General features: G+C 67.2%; 16 protein-coding genes. 13 read left to right on the plus strand and 3 right to left on the minus strand.

Going from position 1 to position 16,069, the window contains the following annotated elements; genetic code table 11:
• Positions 1–9: 9 nt before the first annotated feature.
• Positions 10–1,698, plus strand: coding sequence for a recombinase family protein (locus ASG48_RS15280; RefSeq protein WP_055851673.1), 1,689 nt, complete (start codon positions 10–12; stop codon positions 1,696–1,698).
• A 92-nt stretch (positions 1,699–1,790) separates the two neighbouring features.
• Here ASG48_RS15280 and dcm read toward each other — a convergent pair whose 3' ends face one another.
• Positions 1,791–3,170 (minus strand): DNA (cytosine-5-)-methyltransferase, encoded by a 1,380-nt coding sequence (dcm, locus tag ASG48_RS18020; protein WP_348271146.1) that lies wholly within the window; start codon positions 3,168–3,170, stop codon positions 1,791–1,793.
• 51 nt (positions 3,171–3,221) lie between these two features.
• Here dcm and ASG48_RS15290 point away from each other — a divergent pair, with 51 nt between their 5' ends.
• From ASG48_RS15290 to ASG48_RS18965, 9 genes are all read left to right on the plus strand, one after another.
• Positions 3,222–4,532 carry a DUF262 domain-containing protein gene (locus tag ASG48_RS15290; protein WP_244486917.1) on the plus strand — a complete coding sequence of 437 codons (1,311 nt, stop codon included), beginning with the start codon at positions 3,222–3,224 and terminating at the stop codon, positions 4,530–4,532.
• Entirely contained in the window at positions 4,529–5,239 is a 711-nt protein-coding gene (locus ASG48_RS15295) for an MAE_28990/MAE_18760 family HEPN-like nuclease (RefSeq protein ID WP_055851686.1), read from the plus strand. The genes ASG48_RS15290 and ASG48_RS15295 overlap by 4 nt, the downstream gene beginning before the upstream one ends.
• Positions 5,236–6,294: a DNA cytosine methyltransferase gene (locus ASG48_RS15300; RefSeq protein WP_055851689.1), complete on the plus strand. Its 1,059-nt coding sequence runs from the start codon at positions 5,236–5,238 to the stop codon at positions 6,292–6,294. Before ASG48_RS15295 ends, ASG48_RS15300 begins: the two co-directional genes overlap by 4 nt.
• 89 nt (positions 6,295–6,383) lie before the next feature.
• A complete protein-coding gene (locus ASG48_RS15305) occupies positions 6,384–6,881 on the plus strand; it encodes a very short patch repair endonuclease (RefSeq protein WP_156381627.1) in 498 nt (165 codons plus the stop codon).
• A gap of 821 nt (positions 6,882–7,702) precedes the next feature.
• Positions 7,703–9,022 carry a hypothetical protein gene (locus ASG48_RS15310; RefSeq protein ID WP_055851695.1) on the plus strand — a complete coding sequence of 440 codons (1,320 nt, stop codon included), beginning with the start codon at positions 7,703–7,705 and terminating at the stop codon, positions 9,020–9,022.
• A gap of 74 nt (positions 9,023–9,096) precedes the next feature.
• The gene (locus ASG48_RS15315) at positions 9,097–9,345 is read left to right on the plus strand and encodes a hypothetical protein (RefSeq protein WP_055851698.1); all 249 of its coding nucleotides are present in this window, start codon (positions 9,097–9,099) and stop codon (positions 9,343–9,345) included.
• Between the two features lie 58 nt (positions 9,346–9,403).
• Entirely contained in the window at positions 9,404–9,886 is a 483-nt protein-coding gene (locus tag ASG48_RS15320; protein WP_055851702.1) for a hypothetical protein, read from the plus strand.
• 61 nt (positions 9,887–9,947) lie between these two features.
• A complete protein-coding gene (locus ASG48_RS15325; protein ID WP_055851705.1) occupies positions 9,948–10,211 on the plus strand; it encodes a hypothetical protein in 264 nt (87 codons plus the stop codon).
• A 161-nt stretch (positions 10,212–10,372) separates the two neighbouring features.
• Positions 10,373–10,501: a hypothetical protein gene (locus ASG48_RS18965; protein WP_280138020.1), complete on the plus strand. Its 129-nt coding sequence runs from the start codon at positions 10,373–10,375 to the stop codon at positions 10,499–10,501.
• A gap of 30 nt (positions 10,502–10,531) precedes the next feature.
• On the opposite strand, the gene ASG48_RS15330 is transcribed toward ASG48_RS18965, so the two are convergent.
• Together ASG48_RS15330 and ASG48_RS15335 are read right to left on the minus strand one after the other, a co-directional pair.
• Complete coding sequence (locus ASG48_RS15330) at positions 10,532–12,664, minus strand: DotA/TraY family protein (RefSeq protein ID WP_055851707.1); 2,133 nt, start codon at positions 12,662–12,664, stop codon at positions 10,532–10,534.
• Complete coding sequence (locus ASG48_RS15335; protein WP_055851710.1) at positions 12,661–12,933, minus strand: hypothetical protein; 273 nt, start codon at positions 12,931–12,933, stop codon at positions 12,661–12,663. The genes ASG48_RS15330 and ASG48_RS15335 overlap by 4 nt, the downstream gene beginning before the upstream one ends.
• 295 nt (positions 12,934–13,228) lie before the next feature.
• Between ASG48_RS15335 and ASG48_RS15340 the strand changes: the two genes are divergently transcribed.
• From ASG48_RS15340 to ASG48_RS15350, 3 genes are read left to right on the plus strand one after another with little or no spacing between them, the layout of a single operon-like run.
• Complete coding sequence (locus ASG48_RS15340; RefSeq protein ID WP_055851714.1) at positions 13,229–13,495, plus strand: hypothetical protein; 267 nt, start codon at positions 13,229–13,231, stop codon at positions 13,493–13,495.
• Complete coding sequence (locus ASG48_RS15345; RefSeq protein WP_162243934.1) at positions 13,492–15,321, plus strand: MobA/MobL family protein; 1,830 nt, start codon at positions 13,492–13,494, stop codon at positions 15,319–15,321. The genes ASG48_RS15340 and ASG48_RS15345 overlap by 4 nt, the downstream gene beginning before the upstream one ends.
• Positions 15,318–15,788 carry a hypothetical protein gene (locus tag ASG48_RS15350; RefSeq protein WP_055851721.1) on the plus strand — a complete coding sequence of 157 codons (471 nt, stop codon included), beginning with the start codon at positions 15,318–15,320 and terminating at the stop codon, positions 15,786–15,788. Before ASG48_RS15345 ends, ASG48_RS15350 begins: the two co-directional genes overlap by 4 nt.
• Positions 15,789–16,069: the final 281 nt, after the last annotated feature.

Below are 16,069 nucleotides of genomic sequence, written 5' to 3' on the forward strand. Positions count from 1 at the left end.
GTACGCCCGGTGCCCAAGGCTTTCAGCTACATCCGTTTCTCCACGCCGGATCAGGCCCGGGGGGACTCGCTCCGTCGCCAGCTTGCCGCCGCTCGTGCATGGTGCGAGGCTCGCGGCTTAGACCTCGACGACAGTCTCCGCGACCTCGGCATCTCCGCCTTCAAGGGTGCCCACCGGGACATAGGAGCGCTTCGTTCGTTCCTATCGCTGGTCGAATCCGGGCAGGTTCCGCGAGGCTCCTTCCTGATCGTCGAATCCTTGGACCGCCTGTCCCGCGAGGCCGTTCTCGATGCCGCGGCGAGGCTTTTCGACCTGATCCGCGCAGGCGTGATCGTGGTTACGCTCTCCGATGGGCAGATCTACTCGGAGGAGAGGCTGCGAACCGACTGGACGCCCCTTATCGTGAGCATCGCCGTCATGGCTCGCGCCCACGAGGAATCCAGGATCAAGGGCGAGCGCGTCGGGGCGGCATGGGCCGCGAAGAAGGCTGCCGCCCGCGAGGAGGGCCGCCCCCTTACCTCGCGGTGCCCCGAGTGGCTTGTGCTCGAGGACGGGCGGTTCGTCGTTCGCGAGGACCGCGCTGAGGTCGTGCTGACGATCTTCCGATGGGCGATCGAGGGCTACGGGCGAAGGCAGATCATCGCCAAGCTGAACGAGGCGGGGACGCCGACATGGCGCGGCGGCGTCGGCTGGCAAACATCGACGGTCGGCAAGATTCTGACTGGCCGTCTCGTCCTCGGCGAGTACCAGCCTCACGTCGGCAGCAGCCGGGCCGGGACTCGTCAACCTGCCGGAGACCCCGTCATCGGCTACTACCCACGGATCATCGACGAGGACACGTACTGGCGCGCCCAACAGGCATCGCAGGGACGCCGCGTCGCGGCCGGTCGACGTGGAAGAGGCGTTGCCCACCTCCTCCTCGGCCTCGGCCGTTGCACGCGCTGCGGAGCGGCCATGCACCTCGTCAACAAGGGGAGCGGCACCAAGAACGGGAAGCCCTTCTTTGAATGTTCGACAGCCAGTCGGAAGGCTGGCTGCGAGAACTCCGGCCGCTGGCGAGTCGATCACATCGAGCACCGCCTCCTCCGAGGTCTTGCCTACGTTGATGCCGGCGCCGTTCTGAACGGCGCGCAGCCGACCGCCGAGGCCGATCGCGTGTCTATCTTCGCCGCCCGGCTTGCCGAGGTCGAGCGCGCCCGCGCGCGGCTCTTGGCACTGGTCGAGGAAGGCGACGAGGGAGCAGTTGCCCGCTATCGTACACTCGGCGACGAAGCCAAGACGATCAAACGCGAACTTGCCGATGCCACGAAGGCAGCCGCGACAGCCGCCGCCGACCCAGGCCTCAAGGCTCGTCTTGGCGAAGCCGTGGACCTGTCGCGGGCGATGGATGAGGCGGAAGGTGACGAGCGTCACGCGATTCGCACGCGCCTTGCCGAGCAGCTTCGCCAGCTTGTCGCCGAGGTCCGCTACGATCCCGACCTAGGCGTGCTTGCCGTCTTGATGCCGCGACCCGGCATTCCCGCAGATGAGGTCCCGTCGATCGTAGGAGCGTCGAGGATGACGGCATGGCGCCTCTGGCTCAACGACGACTCCGACCCGTCCGGCCTCGCCGGGCTCGAGGACATTCCGCGTCCGGACGAAGATGCGAAAGCCCTCCGTATCCTTGCAAAGATGCGCGACCGGGGAGCGTCGGCGTAGCCGGCGCGATCCGGGTGAACCGACGTCGCCCCTGCGGGGGGCGTGAGACCCTCCTGGGAGGGTCGGAGCAGGTCCAAAGGACCAGGAGGGGGTTAGGCAGCCTCCCGCTTGCCCGACGTCTCCTCGACCGCGTCCGTCAACTTCATGGGTCTGGCCCGGCGCGGCATCGGCGACGGGAGCGCCCGCCACTCCGCATGCAGACGCAGCGCCGCGCGAAGGTCCGATCGGATACCCGTCGAGAGCGCCGCGAACCCGTGGGTCGCCTCGAGTGCCGCGAGCTCCGCGGCAGGATCGGCAAGGATTCGGCCACCGAGCAGCCGCCGCGCGCGGCCGAGTTGCGAACGGCGATTCCTGAGCACCTGTCCGACGATGCCACGTGTCCGAAGCCATTTGGAGAAACCCGGCTCCAAGGTGGGCATGCTCTCTCCCCGATCTCGATCCAGGATCAGGCGGCCGATCGCTTCCGCCAATCCCGCCGGAACGGCATTCGCTATCATCTGGTCGATGTCCCGCATGCGGGTCGCCGGAGACCAGTCCCACTCGCTGGGAAACCCCTGCAATCGGCTCGCTTGGTGCTGGGTCAAGGTTGGGACCGTGCATGCAGGTGCGATGTCGTCGCGGTGTGGTGCCGAGAGGTACCGCGGACCGGGCCGTCCAGACGACGTCCTTACGATCGCGGCACACGGCTCGTCGACGCTCCGGACGCCGCGTCCTCCGCCGTAGGGGCGAACGAAGACCGCGCCCGCGGTAAGCAAGGCTTGGTCAGCCACGGACAGAAGGGCATACGATGGCATCGGGCGTCTGGACGACTCGCGGATCGTCGGGGCGGGACCGTCCGAGCTCCAGAAACGCCTCTTACCCGCATGCCGGGGATGCGTATGGATCATCGCGCCGACATCGCCTCCCAAGATGTCGCGGATCGTCGTAGGACGCTCCGATGCCGCTTCCCGGATCGCCGACGAGAGGAAGCCGTTCGCCTCCCCCAAGCGGCCAACCACCAGAAGACGTCGACGAGCTTGACCCACGCCATACCTGCTCGCGTCCACGATCGCTTCCGTTAGCCCGTAACCGGCTCGTACGAGGAGTTCTCGCGAGGTCGCCCAAGCTTTTGACTTGGAAGCGCGCGGCACGTTCTCGAGTAGGAACCACTCTGGCCGGGCGACCACCACGGTCATTGCGAACGCGATCATGAGGGATGCCCTGTCTCCCTCGATGCGGTGGCCGGCCGAAGAGAAATCTTGGCAAGGTGGCCCGCCGACGATGAGCGCAGGCCGCAGCGCGGCAACGGTGGGCGCCACGGCGAGCAGGTCCCCCAGATCGGCGACCTCTGCATGATTGCCCAAGTTCGCGCGATAGACCGACACCGCTGTCGGCCACACGTCGAACGCGCGGACGACATCGCAACCAGCACGCCCTAAACCTAGGGACAACCCCCCGGCACCGCAGAATAGCTCGACCGTTCTCACCTGCACCCCGTAACCAGATTTGCCGTTACGGCCTAGGAGCGGAAGAGCGTGTGGGGCTTGCGTGCATTCTCCGGCGGCGGCGAACTGTCGAGATCCGTACGCTGGCGCTCCCTAGAGGCCGACACCGATTTAGACCGCGCGGTAGTATTGGATATGGCCGATCACTGGTTCTCGATACCCATTGTGGGTACAAGATCGATGATTCACCTAGAGCGTGGTTCCAAGCCGTGGCCACACGCTACAAGGTTGCAACGAGCGGAGAGTCATCAGGCCGTGGCCAAGAAAGCAACAGTACTTGAGCCAGAGCGGGTGGCGGCGGCAGAAGAGTCGCTGGCCGCGGTTTCCCGCCAGGTCAAATTCACGATCGCGGAATATCCCGTGTCCTTCTATGTCGGGCGGTTCGACGACGAGGTAAACGGTCGTTACTTCGTACCGTCCTACCAGAGGAATCTCGCCTGGAATCCCGAGCAGCAGTCCCAGTTCATTGAGTCGCTTCTTGTCGGCCTGCCGATACCGTTCATGTTCTTTTACCAGACGCAGAGCGGTCGCATGGAGATCGTCGACGGATCGCAGCGAATGCGTGCCATGAGGGCCTTCTTGAAGGAGGACCTTCGACTTCGGGACCTATCTCTCGTTCCCGAGCTCAACGGTTTCCGTTACTCGGATCTCCCCGGCGAACGTCAGAACAAGCTCGAGGATGTCACGATCCGCACGATCGTATTGGATACGGAAACCGACGCGGCAACGCGGGCGGAGATGTTTGCCCGGATCAACAGGTCTGGAACGACGGCGAACGAGGCTGAGATTAGACGCGGTTCACTGCCCGGCCCCGTGACCGATCTTTTCAAGGAATTGGCCGAGTCCGCCGATTTCGTCCGAATGACGCCTCTTACCCAAAAATCGGTTGATCAGCGAGAACGGGAAGAACTGGTCACGCGGTTCTTTGCCTATGTGGACACTAACGAGACAGACCAGGGGCGCTTCCCCGGCTATCGGGATCGACCAAAGAGATTCCTGTTTGAATACGTGAAGTGGGCGAACGAAAAGGCGGATAGAGAGCCGGGACTCGTGCCGACCATGCGTACGGAATTCGAACGCATGCTTTCCTTCGTGGCGACATCGTTCCCGCATGGCTTCCAGAAGCCGGCCGGAGGCCGGACTGTTCCGCGTGTCCGTTTCGAGGCTATTGCGGTGGGCTCCGCGCTTGCTCTTCGTGAAAACCCTGATCTTTCCCTTGATCCGGGCGAGATCGCGCGGCGGATGGAGCTTGCAGGCTTCGATGATCTTGTCGTCTCCGATGGTGCCAATGTCCGCTCGAAACTTGAGGGCAGGATCGATCTCGTTCGCTTGATCCTGACGAACGAATGACGCCCGCCCGCCGATCGCTCCTAGAACGAAGGGAGCAATTCGACATCCATTTCTCCCTCGCCCAAGCCGTGCAGACTCAGATCTTCGAAGGCGAGACAAGCTCGTTAGGGGAGCTTGAACTGACGGTTCGGCATCTGCTGACAATCAAGTCGGGACTTGTCGTCCACATCTACAATGTCCTCGAGTCGACGATGACTGGGGTCATGGATGTGGTGGGTCGGGCGATCGGTAGCGCTCCCCCAACCGAATGGACGGAGGACGCGCTCAAGGAATGGCTACGCAAGCATGCCGCATCCGCTTCGGACGGCGGTGAGGAAGGTCGATTGCGTATAGTCCACACTGCCGCGCGGCACCTCTTGGGGACGGTCTCGCCCGAATCCCGTACCCTGAAGAAGCCTTCTGGATCGTGGTCGGATGAGTTGGTCTACACCTTCGCTCGGCGGCTTCGCGTGCAGGTTACCATGCCACCGGACATGCACCGTCGCCTTCAGAAACGTGCCGATCTGCGTGGGATGACACCTGTGGAGTTCGTGGCCGATCGACGAAATGCGATTGCACACGGTAGAAGGTCGTTCGAAGATGGCGCGAATGACATCACGCTTCAGAGCATTCGCGAGCTGGCGGACGTCACCCTTGACTTCCTCGGCCATGCCGTCGATGCCTTCGAGGACTACATTGCCGCGGAGCGCTATCGGATCGTGACATGACAAACGCCTCGACGATCTCGGCGGTCGACTTGTTTTGTGGCGTCGGTGGCTTGACCTTCGGACTGGAGGAAGCGGGAATCGACGTTCGGCTCGGTGTGGACATCGACAGCGACTGCAAACACCCGATCACCAGGAACACGCGGGCTTCCTTCCTCGCCAAGGATGTCTCGGCTCTCGACGCATCCACAATCACCGATGCCCTGTCCGGAAGCGACGTGACCCTCTTGGCTGGTTGCGCACCCTGCCAACCGTTCTCGACCTACTCCCGTGGAGCCAAGCGCGACGGCGGGCCCCGGCGAGGAAGAGGCGGGGCGGAGGATTGGAGGCTGGTCGAGAAGTTCGCTGACCTAGTCGAGGCGGTTGAGCCGGATCTCGTCACGATGGAGAACGTCCCGCCGCTCGCTCGGCAAGCCGTGTTCGAGACGCTCGTACGGAAGCTCGATGGATACTTTCTCGACTACCAGATCGTTGAGTGCAGCTCGGTTGGTCTTCCGCAAAAGCGCAAGCGGTTGGTCCTGCTCGCGTCGAAGCTCGGCCCCATCTCCGTTCCGCAGTTCGGTCGGGCCCGAGCGACGGTGCGCTCGACGATCGGAGCGCTGCCCCCGTTGGCCGCGGGCGAAGTGGACTCCGAGGACCGTCTGCATTGCGCGAGTCGCCTGAGCGAGGTGAACCTTTCACGCATCAAGGCTTCCGTTCCCGGAGGGACGTGGCGCGACTGGCCCGCAGGCCTTAGAGCTGCGTGCCACGTGAGGGACACAGGCGCGACATTCCCTTCGGTCTATGGTCGCATGGAGTGGGATGCCCCGGCGCCGACGATCACGACGCAATGCTTCGGCTATGGCAACGGTCGGTTCGGCCACCCTACGCAGGACCGCGCCATCAGTCTCCGGGAGGCCGCCATGCTTCAGGGCTTTCCGCGGCACTACTCGTTCATTCCCGAGACAGAGCCGACGAGCTTCGCTAGGCTCGGACGCCTGATCGGCAATGCGGTCCCAGTGACCTTGAGCAGGGCGATCGGCGACATCCTCGTCGACCATGTCCGGATGTATCGGTAGAGCAGCCCGGAAAGGGTTCGAGCCGAGCACGACCACTCAGCTCGATCGTCGACGACCACTCGAGAACGTCTCGGAGCATTCCACTGACCATGGACGACGATCCCGACGCTTCAGGCCCGACATTGGACGACAACGAGCCTCCGCCGACGTCGGAGCGGTCGGCACTGATGGCGAAGGTGCGGGGCAAGAACACGAAGCCTGAGCTCGTCGTCCGTCGCGCCCTGCATGCTTTGGGACTGCGATTCCGCCTCCACAGGCGAGACCTGCCAGGCCGACCCGACATCGTTCTGCCGCGGCACCGTCTTGCGATCTTCGTCCACGGTTGCTTCTGGCACCGCCACGAGGGATGCCGGATGGCCTCGACCCCGAAGACGCGTCGAGACTTCTGGGAAGCGAAGTTCGAGGCCAATGTTCAACGGGATCGACGGAACCTCGAGACGCTCCAAGAGCTAGGCTGGCGGCCCGAGATCGTCTGGGAATGCGAAAGCCGTAAGGCCGACCTTCCCGACCGGCTCCAAGCGATCGTGGAGAACTCGTCCAAGCGGGATCAGGCGGCTCCCTCGAGCTCGCAGGAAGCCGCCGACTGAACCCAGCCCGCCCCCGTTTACCACAGTCGGGGCACCCCTTCGGCGCTACCTCACGGGCGCGGCGCGCCCCGCCTGCTTCGCCTCCGGCTACGGCCCGGGCTCCGGGCTGGAAAACGTGGACGGCCCTACCCGCCGAGCGGCGCCCCAGTCCGTCCGGCTCGCGACGGCTGCACCGCCGCTCCACGGCCGCAAAAGTTAACTGGCACCTAGTTAAATTCCGCCGACCGTTTGACGCCCGCGCCGATCCGCCGAACCCTGAAAAAGGAAAGGCCCCCCGGTCATCGCGCGTCAACGCTACGGGAGGCCTCTGGTAGAGGCTCAACAATGGCAATCGGCTTCCGCGCCGTCAACGGCACCTTCGAGTGAACCCGCGGCTGGGCATAGACCCCAGCCAGCCGACAGCCTCCCCAAACCCAGCCCGTCAACAAATTTTGCAGCCGCATCGCCCAGCCGATGGCGGGATCGCAGCGCGGCTCCAAGCTGCCGCGAACGCACGCGGCCCGCGTCCGGATGCCGCCGCCGCGCAGCGCCTCGTCCGCCCGTCGCGCGAGCCGATCGTCGGTTCGGTCAAGGCCACCGTCCACGCCCTCTTCGAGCCCCCCTCCGCCACGTCAGGGACTCTCGCGACCATCCCGACCGCGACCGCACCGATGGACACCTCCGCCCGGCCGTCAGGGCCGGGCCTTGCCAACGGAGGAGCTACATTCACCCCCCCTCTCTCCAGCGAGGCGCAGAGGGCCAAGGCGAAGCGTCAAGCACGGCAGAAGAGGGACGAGACGGCCCGAGCGGCAGCCCCTACGACCCAGCGTCGATGGGACCTCATGTCGGGCATCTCCCGGATGCTCCGCATCGGCCTCGCCCCCGACGAGCGCGGGCCGTCCGTCTGCGGATGCGGACGCCCCGGCTTCGACGTCGAGAGCGTCGGCATCCACCGCCGGACCCGCGAGGACGGCACGCGCCGCGCCTTCGTCTCCGGCGTGTACCGCTGCGGCTCCGGCTGGCTCTGTCCGACCTGCGCGCCTGCCGTCGCCGCGATCCGGCAGGCCCGCGTGCAGCGTGTCGTGGAGGCGACGACCGAACACGACGGGTCTTTCGTCATGGGCCTCGTCACCGTCTCGCACGGCCCTGCCGATCGTCTCGCCGACCTCAAGCGTCTCGTGTCCGAGAGCTTCGCCGCCGCTCGTCGCGGCGCCCCGTGGGAGCGCATCAAGCGACGCGGCGGGATCGCCGGCGTCCTTGTCGCGCCCGAGGTCACGCACGGCGGGTACGGCTGGCACTTCCACATCCACTTCGGCATGGCTTGCCTCGCCGACAAGGCGGACGCGCGCGCCGCTGGAGAGGCCTTGATCGAGCGCTTCATGCGCGCCGTCGAAGCGCGCGGTGGCAAGGCGCTCCGGCACGCGCAGGGCATCCAGATCGCCGCGAGCCCAGAGGCGGCGGGCGAGTACATCGCCAAGGGAACGTCCTGGGAACTGGCGGCCGGGTCGTCGGGCCGCAAGAGCCACGCTGCCGGACGCACGCCCTGGGACATCGCCGAGGACGCGATCGATGGCGACATGCCGTCCTATGGCCTCTGGCGCGAGTTCGCCGAGGCGATGCCCGGCACGCGCTCGTGCGTCGTGACGCCCCGGCTCGCCGCTGCGCTTGGGATCGATGCGGAGGACGACGACGAGACGGGCGGCGCGTTCGACCTCACGGAAGAGGCGCTCAAGGTTGGCGACGTGCCGTCGCCGACGTGGCGCACGATCCTGCGGACGAGCCTCGCCGGGACGTTCCTCGCCACGATCGAGGCCGCGCCCGTTCTGGACGGGACGGCCTTCGCATCGATCCTGGCGCAGGTCTCCGCCGTGGCTGACGAACGGCTCCGCGTCATCGCGGCGAAGGCCGAGGCTCGCCGCCGTACCGCCGAGGAAGCCCAGGCAGCGCGACAGGCGACCGCCGACGACCGCACCCGCCGTTACCTCGTCCGGCGAACCGCCGAGCGCGTCGAGGCATGCGGCGGAGCCGGCACGCGCGCTGCCATCGCCCACGCGATCGCCGCGACCGCCGCCGCCGTTCCCGGGATCGTGCCGCCGACCGTCGCGGAGGTCGTCGCCGAACTCGCGCGCCGTCCGGTCGCGGTCCTGCCGATCGCCGCTTGACGCCCATTCCCGTTCCCGGAAGAAGGCGACGGCCGGCGGCCATTAGGGAGTCGCCCGGCATTGAGGGGACGGACATGGAAGAGATCGCCGCCGAGGAGGGAGTTGCCATCTGGACCGGGCGGGCCTGCACTGGATGCCAGCGCCCGAGCGCCATCGCGGTCGCCATCGACCGTCTGCGCGCCCTCGGGCCGCTCTCGCCGACCGATGTCGAGGACGCCGCCATGCTCGCCTGTGGTGCCTGCCTTGCCGAGGTGCAGTGCATCCGCGAGGACGGCGCGTGGGCGCTCCAACTCGCCCGTGCCAAAGTCGCGGCAGCCGTCTGACCTGGACGCCGCTCCGAGCCTCTCTCACGCTGGTCCTACAGCCAAAGGAGACGCGCGCATGATGATCCACCTATGCCAAGACTGCCTCGCGGTCGCGAAGCTACCGCGATACGAAGAGGAGGCTCCATGCGAGTGGTGTGGCGGCGACCTCTGCGGTTGCAAATCGTGCGTTCAGACGGCCGACGCACTTCTCGCGGGCGTGCGCAGCCGCGCAGCACTCGGTCTCCAGCGGCCCGAGGCGGGAGACCTCCGCTACTGGTGCGAGGCGACGGGCGTTCGGGGGCCGATCATCTGGCAGGACGTGACCCGACAGATGCGAAGGCGCGACGTTCGGCTGGGTGGGTTGCTCGCCGAAGTGCAGATCGACGGCATCCTCTGGACTGCGAGCGTCGAAGACCGTGACATCGTCCCCGGGTTTTTCTGGGAGGTGAAGAACCCGTTGGACCCAGACAACGGAGGCGACGGCGGTATCGTGTCTAGCCTCAAAGCCGGGCAATGGGCCGCCGAGATCGCCATCGCCAAGGAGGCCCGCGCGGCCTGACCTGGACGCCGCGCCGGACGGGCCTCACGCTGGTTACACGACCAGCCAAGGAGGACCCGCCATGCTACTACCGACGACCATCACCACCGCGCTCCGCCGTCGCCCGGCGGTGCGCCTCGTCGTCTTCGCCGCCGGCTATCTCGTCGCCGCCGTCCTTGGCGTCGGTGGCCTCATCGCGTTCTCCACGACAGGCGAAATAGACGCGCTCATGGGGCGCGGTGCCGTGATGGTCGCGGGCATCGTGCTGGGGTTCGGGACAGGTGAGCTCCGGCGCGCGACCCGCCCGCAGCGCAAGCTCGATCCCTCGAATCCGACCACCGCCTGACGCCGTTCCTCAAGACCTCATGCGCCATCCTGCCGGGGAACGCCGATGCCCAAGCGCAAGCGTCGCCGGGATGCCCGGCGAGGCAGCTACCCCGGCCGGATGCCGCGTCGAGAGGTCGGAACTGCCGCAAGGGGCGGTCAAGGAACAACAGGAGATCGAGTATGCGCCAGACGATCAAGAACCCGATCGCACGCGGCCTCGCGGCCGTTCTCATGGCCGCCGCCCCGGTCCTCTGGATGATCGGCTTTCCCCTCGTGGTGTTCGCCATCCACAAGGCCATGAACGGCTGAACCGGACGGACCATCCGTCCGGTTCGCAGATCACGAAACGAGCTTGGTAGCCGCGGCTGCGCCTGCCGGGCCGCCGGCGCTGGCACCCAGCGCCTTCGCCCCTGCCTTCGCCGACTTCGACGTGCCGTCTCCGCCGTCGCCACCCTTGTCGACCGCCCCGGGAGCGAGCCGGGGAACATGGCGGTGCCCCATCGTCGCCGCGCCGACCACCGCCGATCCGGCGTCGTCGTCCCCCCAGGCCGAAGCCTGAAACCCGATGAACTCCGCGACCTTCTGTGGCATGGACGTGAGCAGCCTGTAGGACCAGAGCACGAGCTGCCACTGCATGAAGAGCAACATGCCGATCGACACGACGAGACCCGTCGCGCCGAGGCTGTAGCCGACGACCGCCGACTTGAAGGCGATGTTGTACGAGGCGAGCACCATGTTCAGGACGACGACGTTTACCGCGTGCATGGCGACGAAGGTGGCGACCGTGATGACGGGGCGGAGCAACACCCCGACGACCATCGAGATGTAGCCTTGCCGCTGGGCCTGCCCGATCAGTTCCTCGTCTTTCACGTTCGCATGAAGGAACGCCCAGACTGATGCCGCGATCGCGGCCTTGACGACCTCGTAGATCCAGGCGGCGACGGCGAACAGCATGAACGCGAACGGGATCATCGGCAGCACGTAGGCGAGCAGCGCCCCGCCCACCCACGCCATGCCGATGAGCGGCCAGCCGGCCGTCATGACCATGTTCAGGACGTCGCCGCCGGCGCCGCCGAAGATCGCGCTTCCGCCATAGGCCGCGAGGGCGAGCGCGAACGCCGCCTGTGCCGAGACCATCAGCGTCGTACCGAGCGTCATCAGGTCGCCGATGGGATCGACGCGCCATCCCGAGTACCCAGTGAAGTAGTCGTTCACCGGACCCGTCACGCGGCCGACGAGGGCCGCCAAGAAGTTGCCGCCTTCGGCTGCCTCGGCCGTCAGTTCGTCGCCGCTCGCCAGTGCCGAGGCGGCGCTCTCCTTCCGAAGCTGGGATTCCACCAGCGCCAGCGCCGTCCCGACTGGCCCGGCGACGGATTCCCATTCTCGAGGATCGGGCTTCGAGCGCGACGGTTGCTCTGCCACCGCTTCCGACGACGCGAGGGAGGCATGCGCCAGAATCCTGTAGTACCCGCCGAGAGCGACAAACCCACGTTCGGCCACGTCGCGCACGACCAGCTCACGCAGGCCCGTGTCCTGCCCGGAGGCGAGCGAAGCCGCGACATCGGAAAGGGCTCGGTCGTACCGGATGCCTGCTTGGCGCAGCGTGGCATCGACCGCCGCCTTGAGCATCCCGCGCGAGGCGTAGACGGCTTCCACGTCCGGCCCCGTCAGGGTCTTGCGCCCGTTCGCGCTCGCGATCTTCACGGCGTCGGCGAGCTGATCCGCGAACGGCATTCCGCGGACCTCGGCGACGACCGCGGCAACGGCCTGTCGCCGTGCATCGCCGAACTGCCCCTTCGCGAATCCTTCTGCGCGCGAAAGAGACAGGGACCCGCAGGCCGGACCCCACGACCACGAGTACCCGACAACCCGCGCAGGCGTGTCGGGGCTCCACGGGAACCAGCCTTCCTCGGCGGGGGCGACGATCTCCGAGCCGACCGGCGGCGGCAGGCTCGCACCGCCGTCGCCTTTGATCACCTGCCAGTCCCGCGCGACGGCATACGCCTTGGCGCAGACCTCGCTCTCGACCACGGAAATCACTAGGTCGCGCCCGCCCGCCGAGACGGGGGACACCGAATGGCCGTCCGTCAGGATGAATTCCACGGCGGCATTGGATGCCGCGTTCGCGATGTTGATCCCGGGTCGGGCGATGGCGTCGCGCAGCACGAAGTGGACGACGGACAGGCCGTCCGCGACGGGGACGAGGCAGCCGAGCCCGATCACGACCCGGATCATCGCCATCGCGCCGCTCTGCTGGTCCGACAGCGGCTCGCCCTTTCTCGCGGCCCTCACGACGAGCATGAGGATGGAGTAGGCGAGCCATGCGGTCGCAAGCGCGACCAGCGACGTCGACAGGACGTACATGACCGCTGAGAAGGCCGTGCCGTCGCTCCCGGTCGGAAGGATCGTGGTGACGGCCTTCCACGCCCAGTCCGTGTCCGCCGGCGTCGCGAGGATGTCGGAGAAGCTCACGACTGACGCTCCGCGACTTCGGATACGGGAGTCGTATCCGTGTGGGTGAAGAGCAGCCGATCACGTTCGGACATCCGCGCGCGCAGAATGTCGAGGACCGACGCGGGGACCGCGCCATCGCGGATCGCCGTCAGGAGCGTTCCGCCGACGACGATCTTGCGTCGGGCATCGTCGCGCCGTTGCGCATCCCGCAGCGCCGTCGTCGCCATGGCGAGCCGAGCTTCCAGCGCCGCTCGCCGTTGCGACAGTTTCCCGAGATCGATTGCCATGCCGTCCTCCCGTTGCGCCGGTCGATCGATCCGCCGGCGGAATGCCATTCGCCGAGCGGAAAAGTTTTCCGCCCGGCTGGCCGTGTCGCCGACCCTTTCTTGAGGATTCGCGCGGCCCGGAGGCGTCCACGCGGAGCGCCCGACATCCATGGTCCGGCGGGAACTTGCGCGGAGCAAATCGGCGCCCGACCCTCATGGAGGAAACCGGGGAGGTTCCCGAAGGGCGCGATTATACGTTCTGCGAACGTTCGCGCCCCGCGGGGCTGGACCCCCGTCGCCGACGAGGAGAGATTGCATGTCGCTGTCAGTTGAAAACGCCCGGGCTTCTCGGGAAGCCGCATACGCCGCCTACGAGTGCACCCGCGCCGTCTACGAGTTGGCCCGGAAGTCGGGCGCATCCGAGGACGACCTAGACGACCTGTCGCTCGACATTCTCAGGGCTGCCAACGCACTCGCGCGCGCGGGCGATCTGGCCCATCAAGCAGAAATGGACGACCTCTTGGGTGAGGAGAGACAGGTCAGCGTGGCCGCAACACTCGCCGCGCTCGAATTCGGCGCGTGACGAGCCTCCGCGAGCACGAAGCGCTTTGCCACGTCCGGGCATCCGTGATCCAACGGAGCCGCGGCAAGAGCTCCGTTGCGGCGGCAGCCTACCGCGCCGCCGCCCGCCTGACGGACGCGCGCACCGGGCAAACGTGGGATTACAGTCGCAAGCGGCACGTAACGGATTCCTACGTTATGGCCCCGGCCGGGTCCGCCGCGTGGGTGTACGACCGGCAGCAACTCTGGTCGCGCGTCGAACTCGCCGAGCGACGCCGCGATGCCCAGACCGCGCGGGAACTTCAGATCGCCATCCCGCGGGACGTTCCGCGCGAGCGATGGCGCGCGTTTGTTGCCGATGTCGCCACACCCTATCTCGCCGCTGGCGCCGTCGTGGATGTCGCGGTCCATGAACCGCGTGCGGGCGACGGCGCAGAGCAGCCGCACGTCCACATGCTGCTCACCGTCCGCGCGTTGGATGCGACGACCGAGACGGGCTTCGCCGCGAAGCGGAACGAGGCCGTATCGGCTCTTCTGACGTCTGGCGGGAGCCACGGCGGCGGCGCCCGAGGGGATGCCCTCAGGCGGGAGCGCGAGCGGGTCGCCACGATCATCAACGACCACCTTCGCGCCGCAGGCAGCCGACGTCGCGCCGACCATCGATCGTATGCGGCCCGCGACGATCCTCGGACACCGGAACCCAGGATGGGCGAGAGCAGGAAGGCCGCGACGGCGAAGCGCCGATCACACGACCGCAGGACCCTCGTCATCGTCGGGCTGCGCCAGACCCGGCAACTCGAAAACCAGATCATCGAAGTGGAGAAGGATATGGCCCTACGAGCCAAAGGATTCGCGAGGGCACCCGCCCGCGTGCGCGAACCTCACCAGCAAGATTACAAGCTCGGCTTGCTCGCCGATCGATTCCCGGACGGCGACTTCAGCCCGTTCCGCGATGCCCTTTACTTGGTCGATGCTAAGAACCCGCGCCGAACCCGTGTCCTGACCCGCGACGGCGCGTGGGTCGAGAGCGACGACGAGTCCGGCACCGTGAGCCTTTGGGGACCGCGCAGCGCGAACGCCGCCGCCTTGGCGGACGCGATCGCCGTTTCCACCGGCTACGGCGTCGACCGTCTCGAAAGGTCCGCCTCCGGCAGAAAGCCCAGCGGAAACAAGCGAAAGCAGGCGATGCCGGAGGCGGAAGCCGTCTCGTTGGCCGACAAATGGCATCGGCGGGGTTACATGGACGTGACCGAGGGTCCTTCTGGGGTCCGTGTCGGTCTCGGACCTCGATCCCGCCTTCTGGATTCGGGTGATCACATCGACCTCGTCGGCCCCGTCAGCGAGGTTGCGTTGCGCGCCCTCGCAACGAAAGCCGCCGAGGACTGGGGTGGCAGCTTGACGCTCGACGGTCCCTGGCCCGAGGAGGCGATCGGCCGACTTTGGCTTGAGTGCCAGCGGCAGGGTGTCGACCTCGTGGGCTACGAACCGCCGCCGGAGCTCGTGGCCGAGTGGAATGCCAGATCGGCAATCATTGCCGATTCAGCGACGCGCCTTCGCGCGGTCAGGAGCGAGACCCGCGAGGCCGACATCCTCCTCGCGGCCGCGTCGGGAGATGTCGCCGCGCTGCGCAGGCTGCCTGCCGATCTCCGGGCTTTCGTCCAAGGCCACCTTGACGACGACCAGCGTTCGGAACTCGCGCATGCGGATCGCGAGGCGGTCACGGCGAGCCTGCCGCAGTTCCGGAGGTATGGCAAAGCCGAACTCGAGCGGGATCCGAAGGCAGCGACCGTCGTCGCGCAGCCGATCGAGCCGGCACCGCGCGACGACCACGAGCGGCATCCGACGTGATCGCCGTCGCCGCAGTCCTCGAATCCCGCCGGAACGCGCACGCGCTCCGGCGGTACGTCCGCGAGCGCGCCGCCGGCAGGGGCGCGGCCGAGTGGATCGTCCTCGACGAGTCCTTGGGCGCATGGCTCGCGACCGATGAAGTCGGCGCCACTACGTCTGGACGCGAGTGGCGCCGCGTCCGCCAATCCTCGGAGCCGTGGTGCAGCGCCCTTGGCCACGACCTCTCCATCGCGGCCGACGACTCCTTGCAAGCGATGTTCGCCGCGATCGAGGACGACGACCTCAGCGCATGGCGGAGCCTCTGGATCGAGGCCGACCGCTCGCCGTCGCGCTGCCTGACGGATTGGCGCGCTCGCGGCCGGCGTCTCCTCGCCGCCGTGTCCGGAGAACCCAGATCGACGGGCGGAACCCTCGCCGGGAAGTTCGCCGCGAGAGGGACGGGCAAGCGGAGCTTCGCGACCGTCTGACGCGGCGGGCATGCCTGTCACGTCGCAAGGATTCGCCGGGGTAGGAAAGTGCCACCCGCCTCCGACTCGTCGCTCAGGCGGCTCGCAGGAAGGCCGTTTTAAGCGCTTCGCCCCCTTGGGTGGGCTTGGACACCACCCCAACCGTCTTCGCCGCTCCTGTCGAATGCCGACGCGCAGGAGGAGGCCAGCAAGGACGGAAGACCCTGCCGGGGGGCGTGGTGTGCTCGTCGGGGGTGGTCGGTCCCGCCCCGCCTGCGGCGTCGCTCCTGCGGCTACCCCGG

Origin of the sequence: Aurantimonas sp. Leaf443 (genome assembly GCF_001425575.1) — a bacterium.
In the GTDB taxonomy this organism is placed as follows: domain Bacteria; phylum Pseudomonadota; class Alphaproteobacteria; order Rhizobiales; family Rhizobiaceae; genus Leaf443.

Coding starts and splice junctions, on each gene's coding strand:
- ASG48_RS15295 (WP_055851686.1), top strand. CDS start 4,529: ATGACGCCCGCCCGCCGATCGCTCCTAGAACGAAGGGAGCAATTCGAC.
- ASG48_RS15300 (WP_055851689.1), top strand. CDS start 5,236: ATGACAAACGCCTCGACGATCTCGGCGGTCGACTTGTTTTGTGGCGTC.
- ASG48_RS15305 (WP_156381627.1), top strand. CDS start 6,384: ATGGACGACGATCCCGACGCTTCAGGCCCGACATTGGACGACAACGAG.
- ASG48_RS15310 (WP_055851695.1), top strand. CDS start 7,703: ATGTCGGGCATCTCCCGGATGCTCCGCATCGGCCTCGCCCCCGACGAG.
- ASG48_RS15315 (WP_055851698.1), top strand. CDS start 9,097: ATGGAAGAGATCGCCGCCGAGGAGGGAGTTGCCATCTGGACCGGGCGG.
- ASG48_RS15320 (WP_055851702.1), top strand. CDS start 9,404: ATGATGATCCACCTATGCCAAGACTGCCTCGCGGTCGCGAAGCTACCG.
- ASG48_RS15325 (WP_055851705.1), top strand. CDS start 9,948: ATGCTACTACCGACGACCATCACCACCGCGCTCCGCCGTCGCCCGGCG.
- ASG48_RS18965 (WP_280138020.1), top strand. CDS start 10,373: ATGCGCCAGACGATCAAGAACCCGATCGCACGCGGCCTCGCGGCCGTT.
- ASG48_RS15335 (WP_055851710.1), bottom strand. CDS start 12,933: ATGGCAATCGATCTCGGGAAACTGTCGCAACGGCGAGCGGCGCTGGAA.
- ASG48_RS15340 (WP_055851714.1), top strand. CDS start 13,229: ATGTCGCTGTCAGTTGAAAACGCCCGGGCTTCTCGGGAAGCCGCATAC.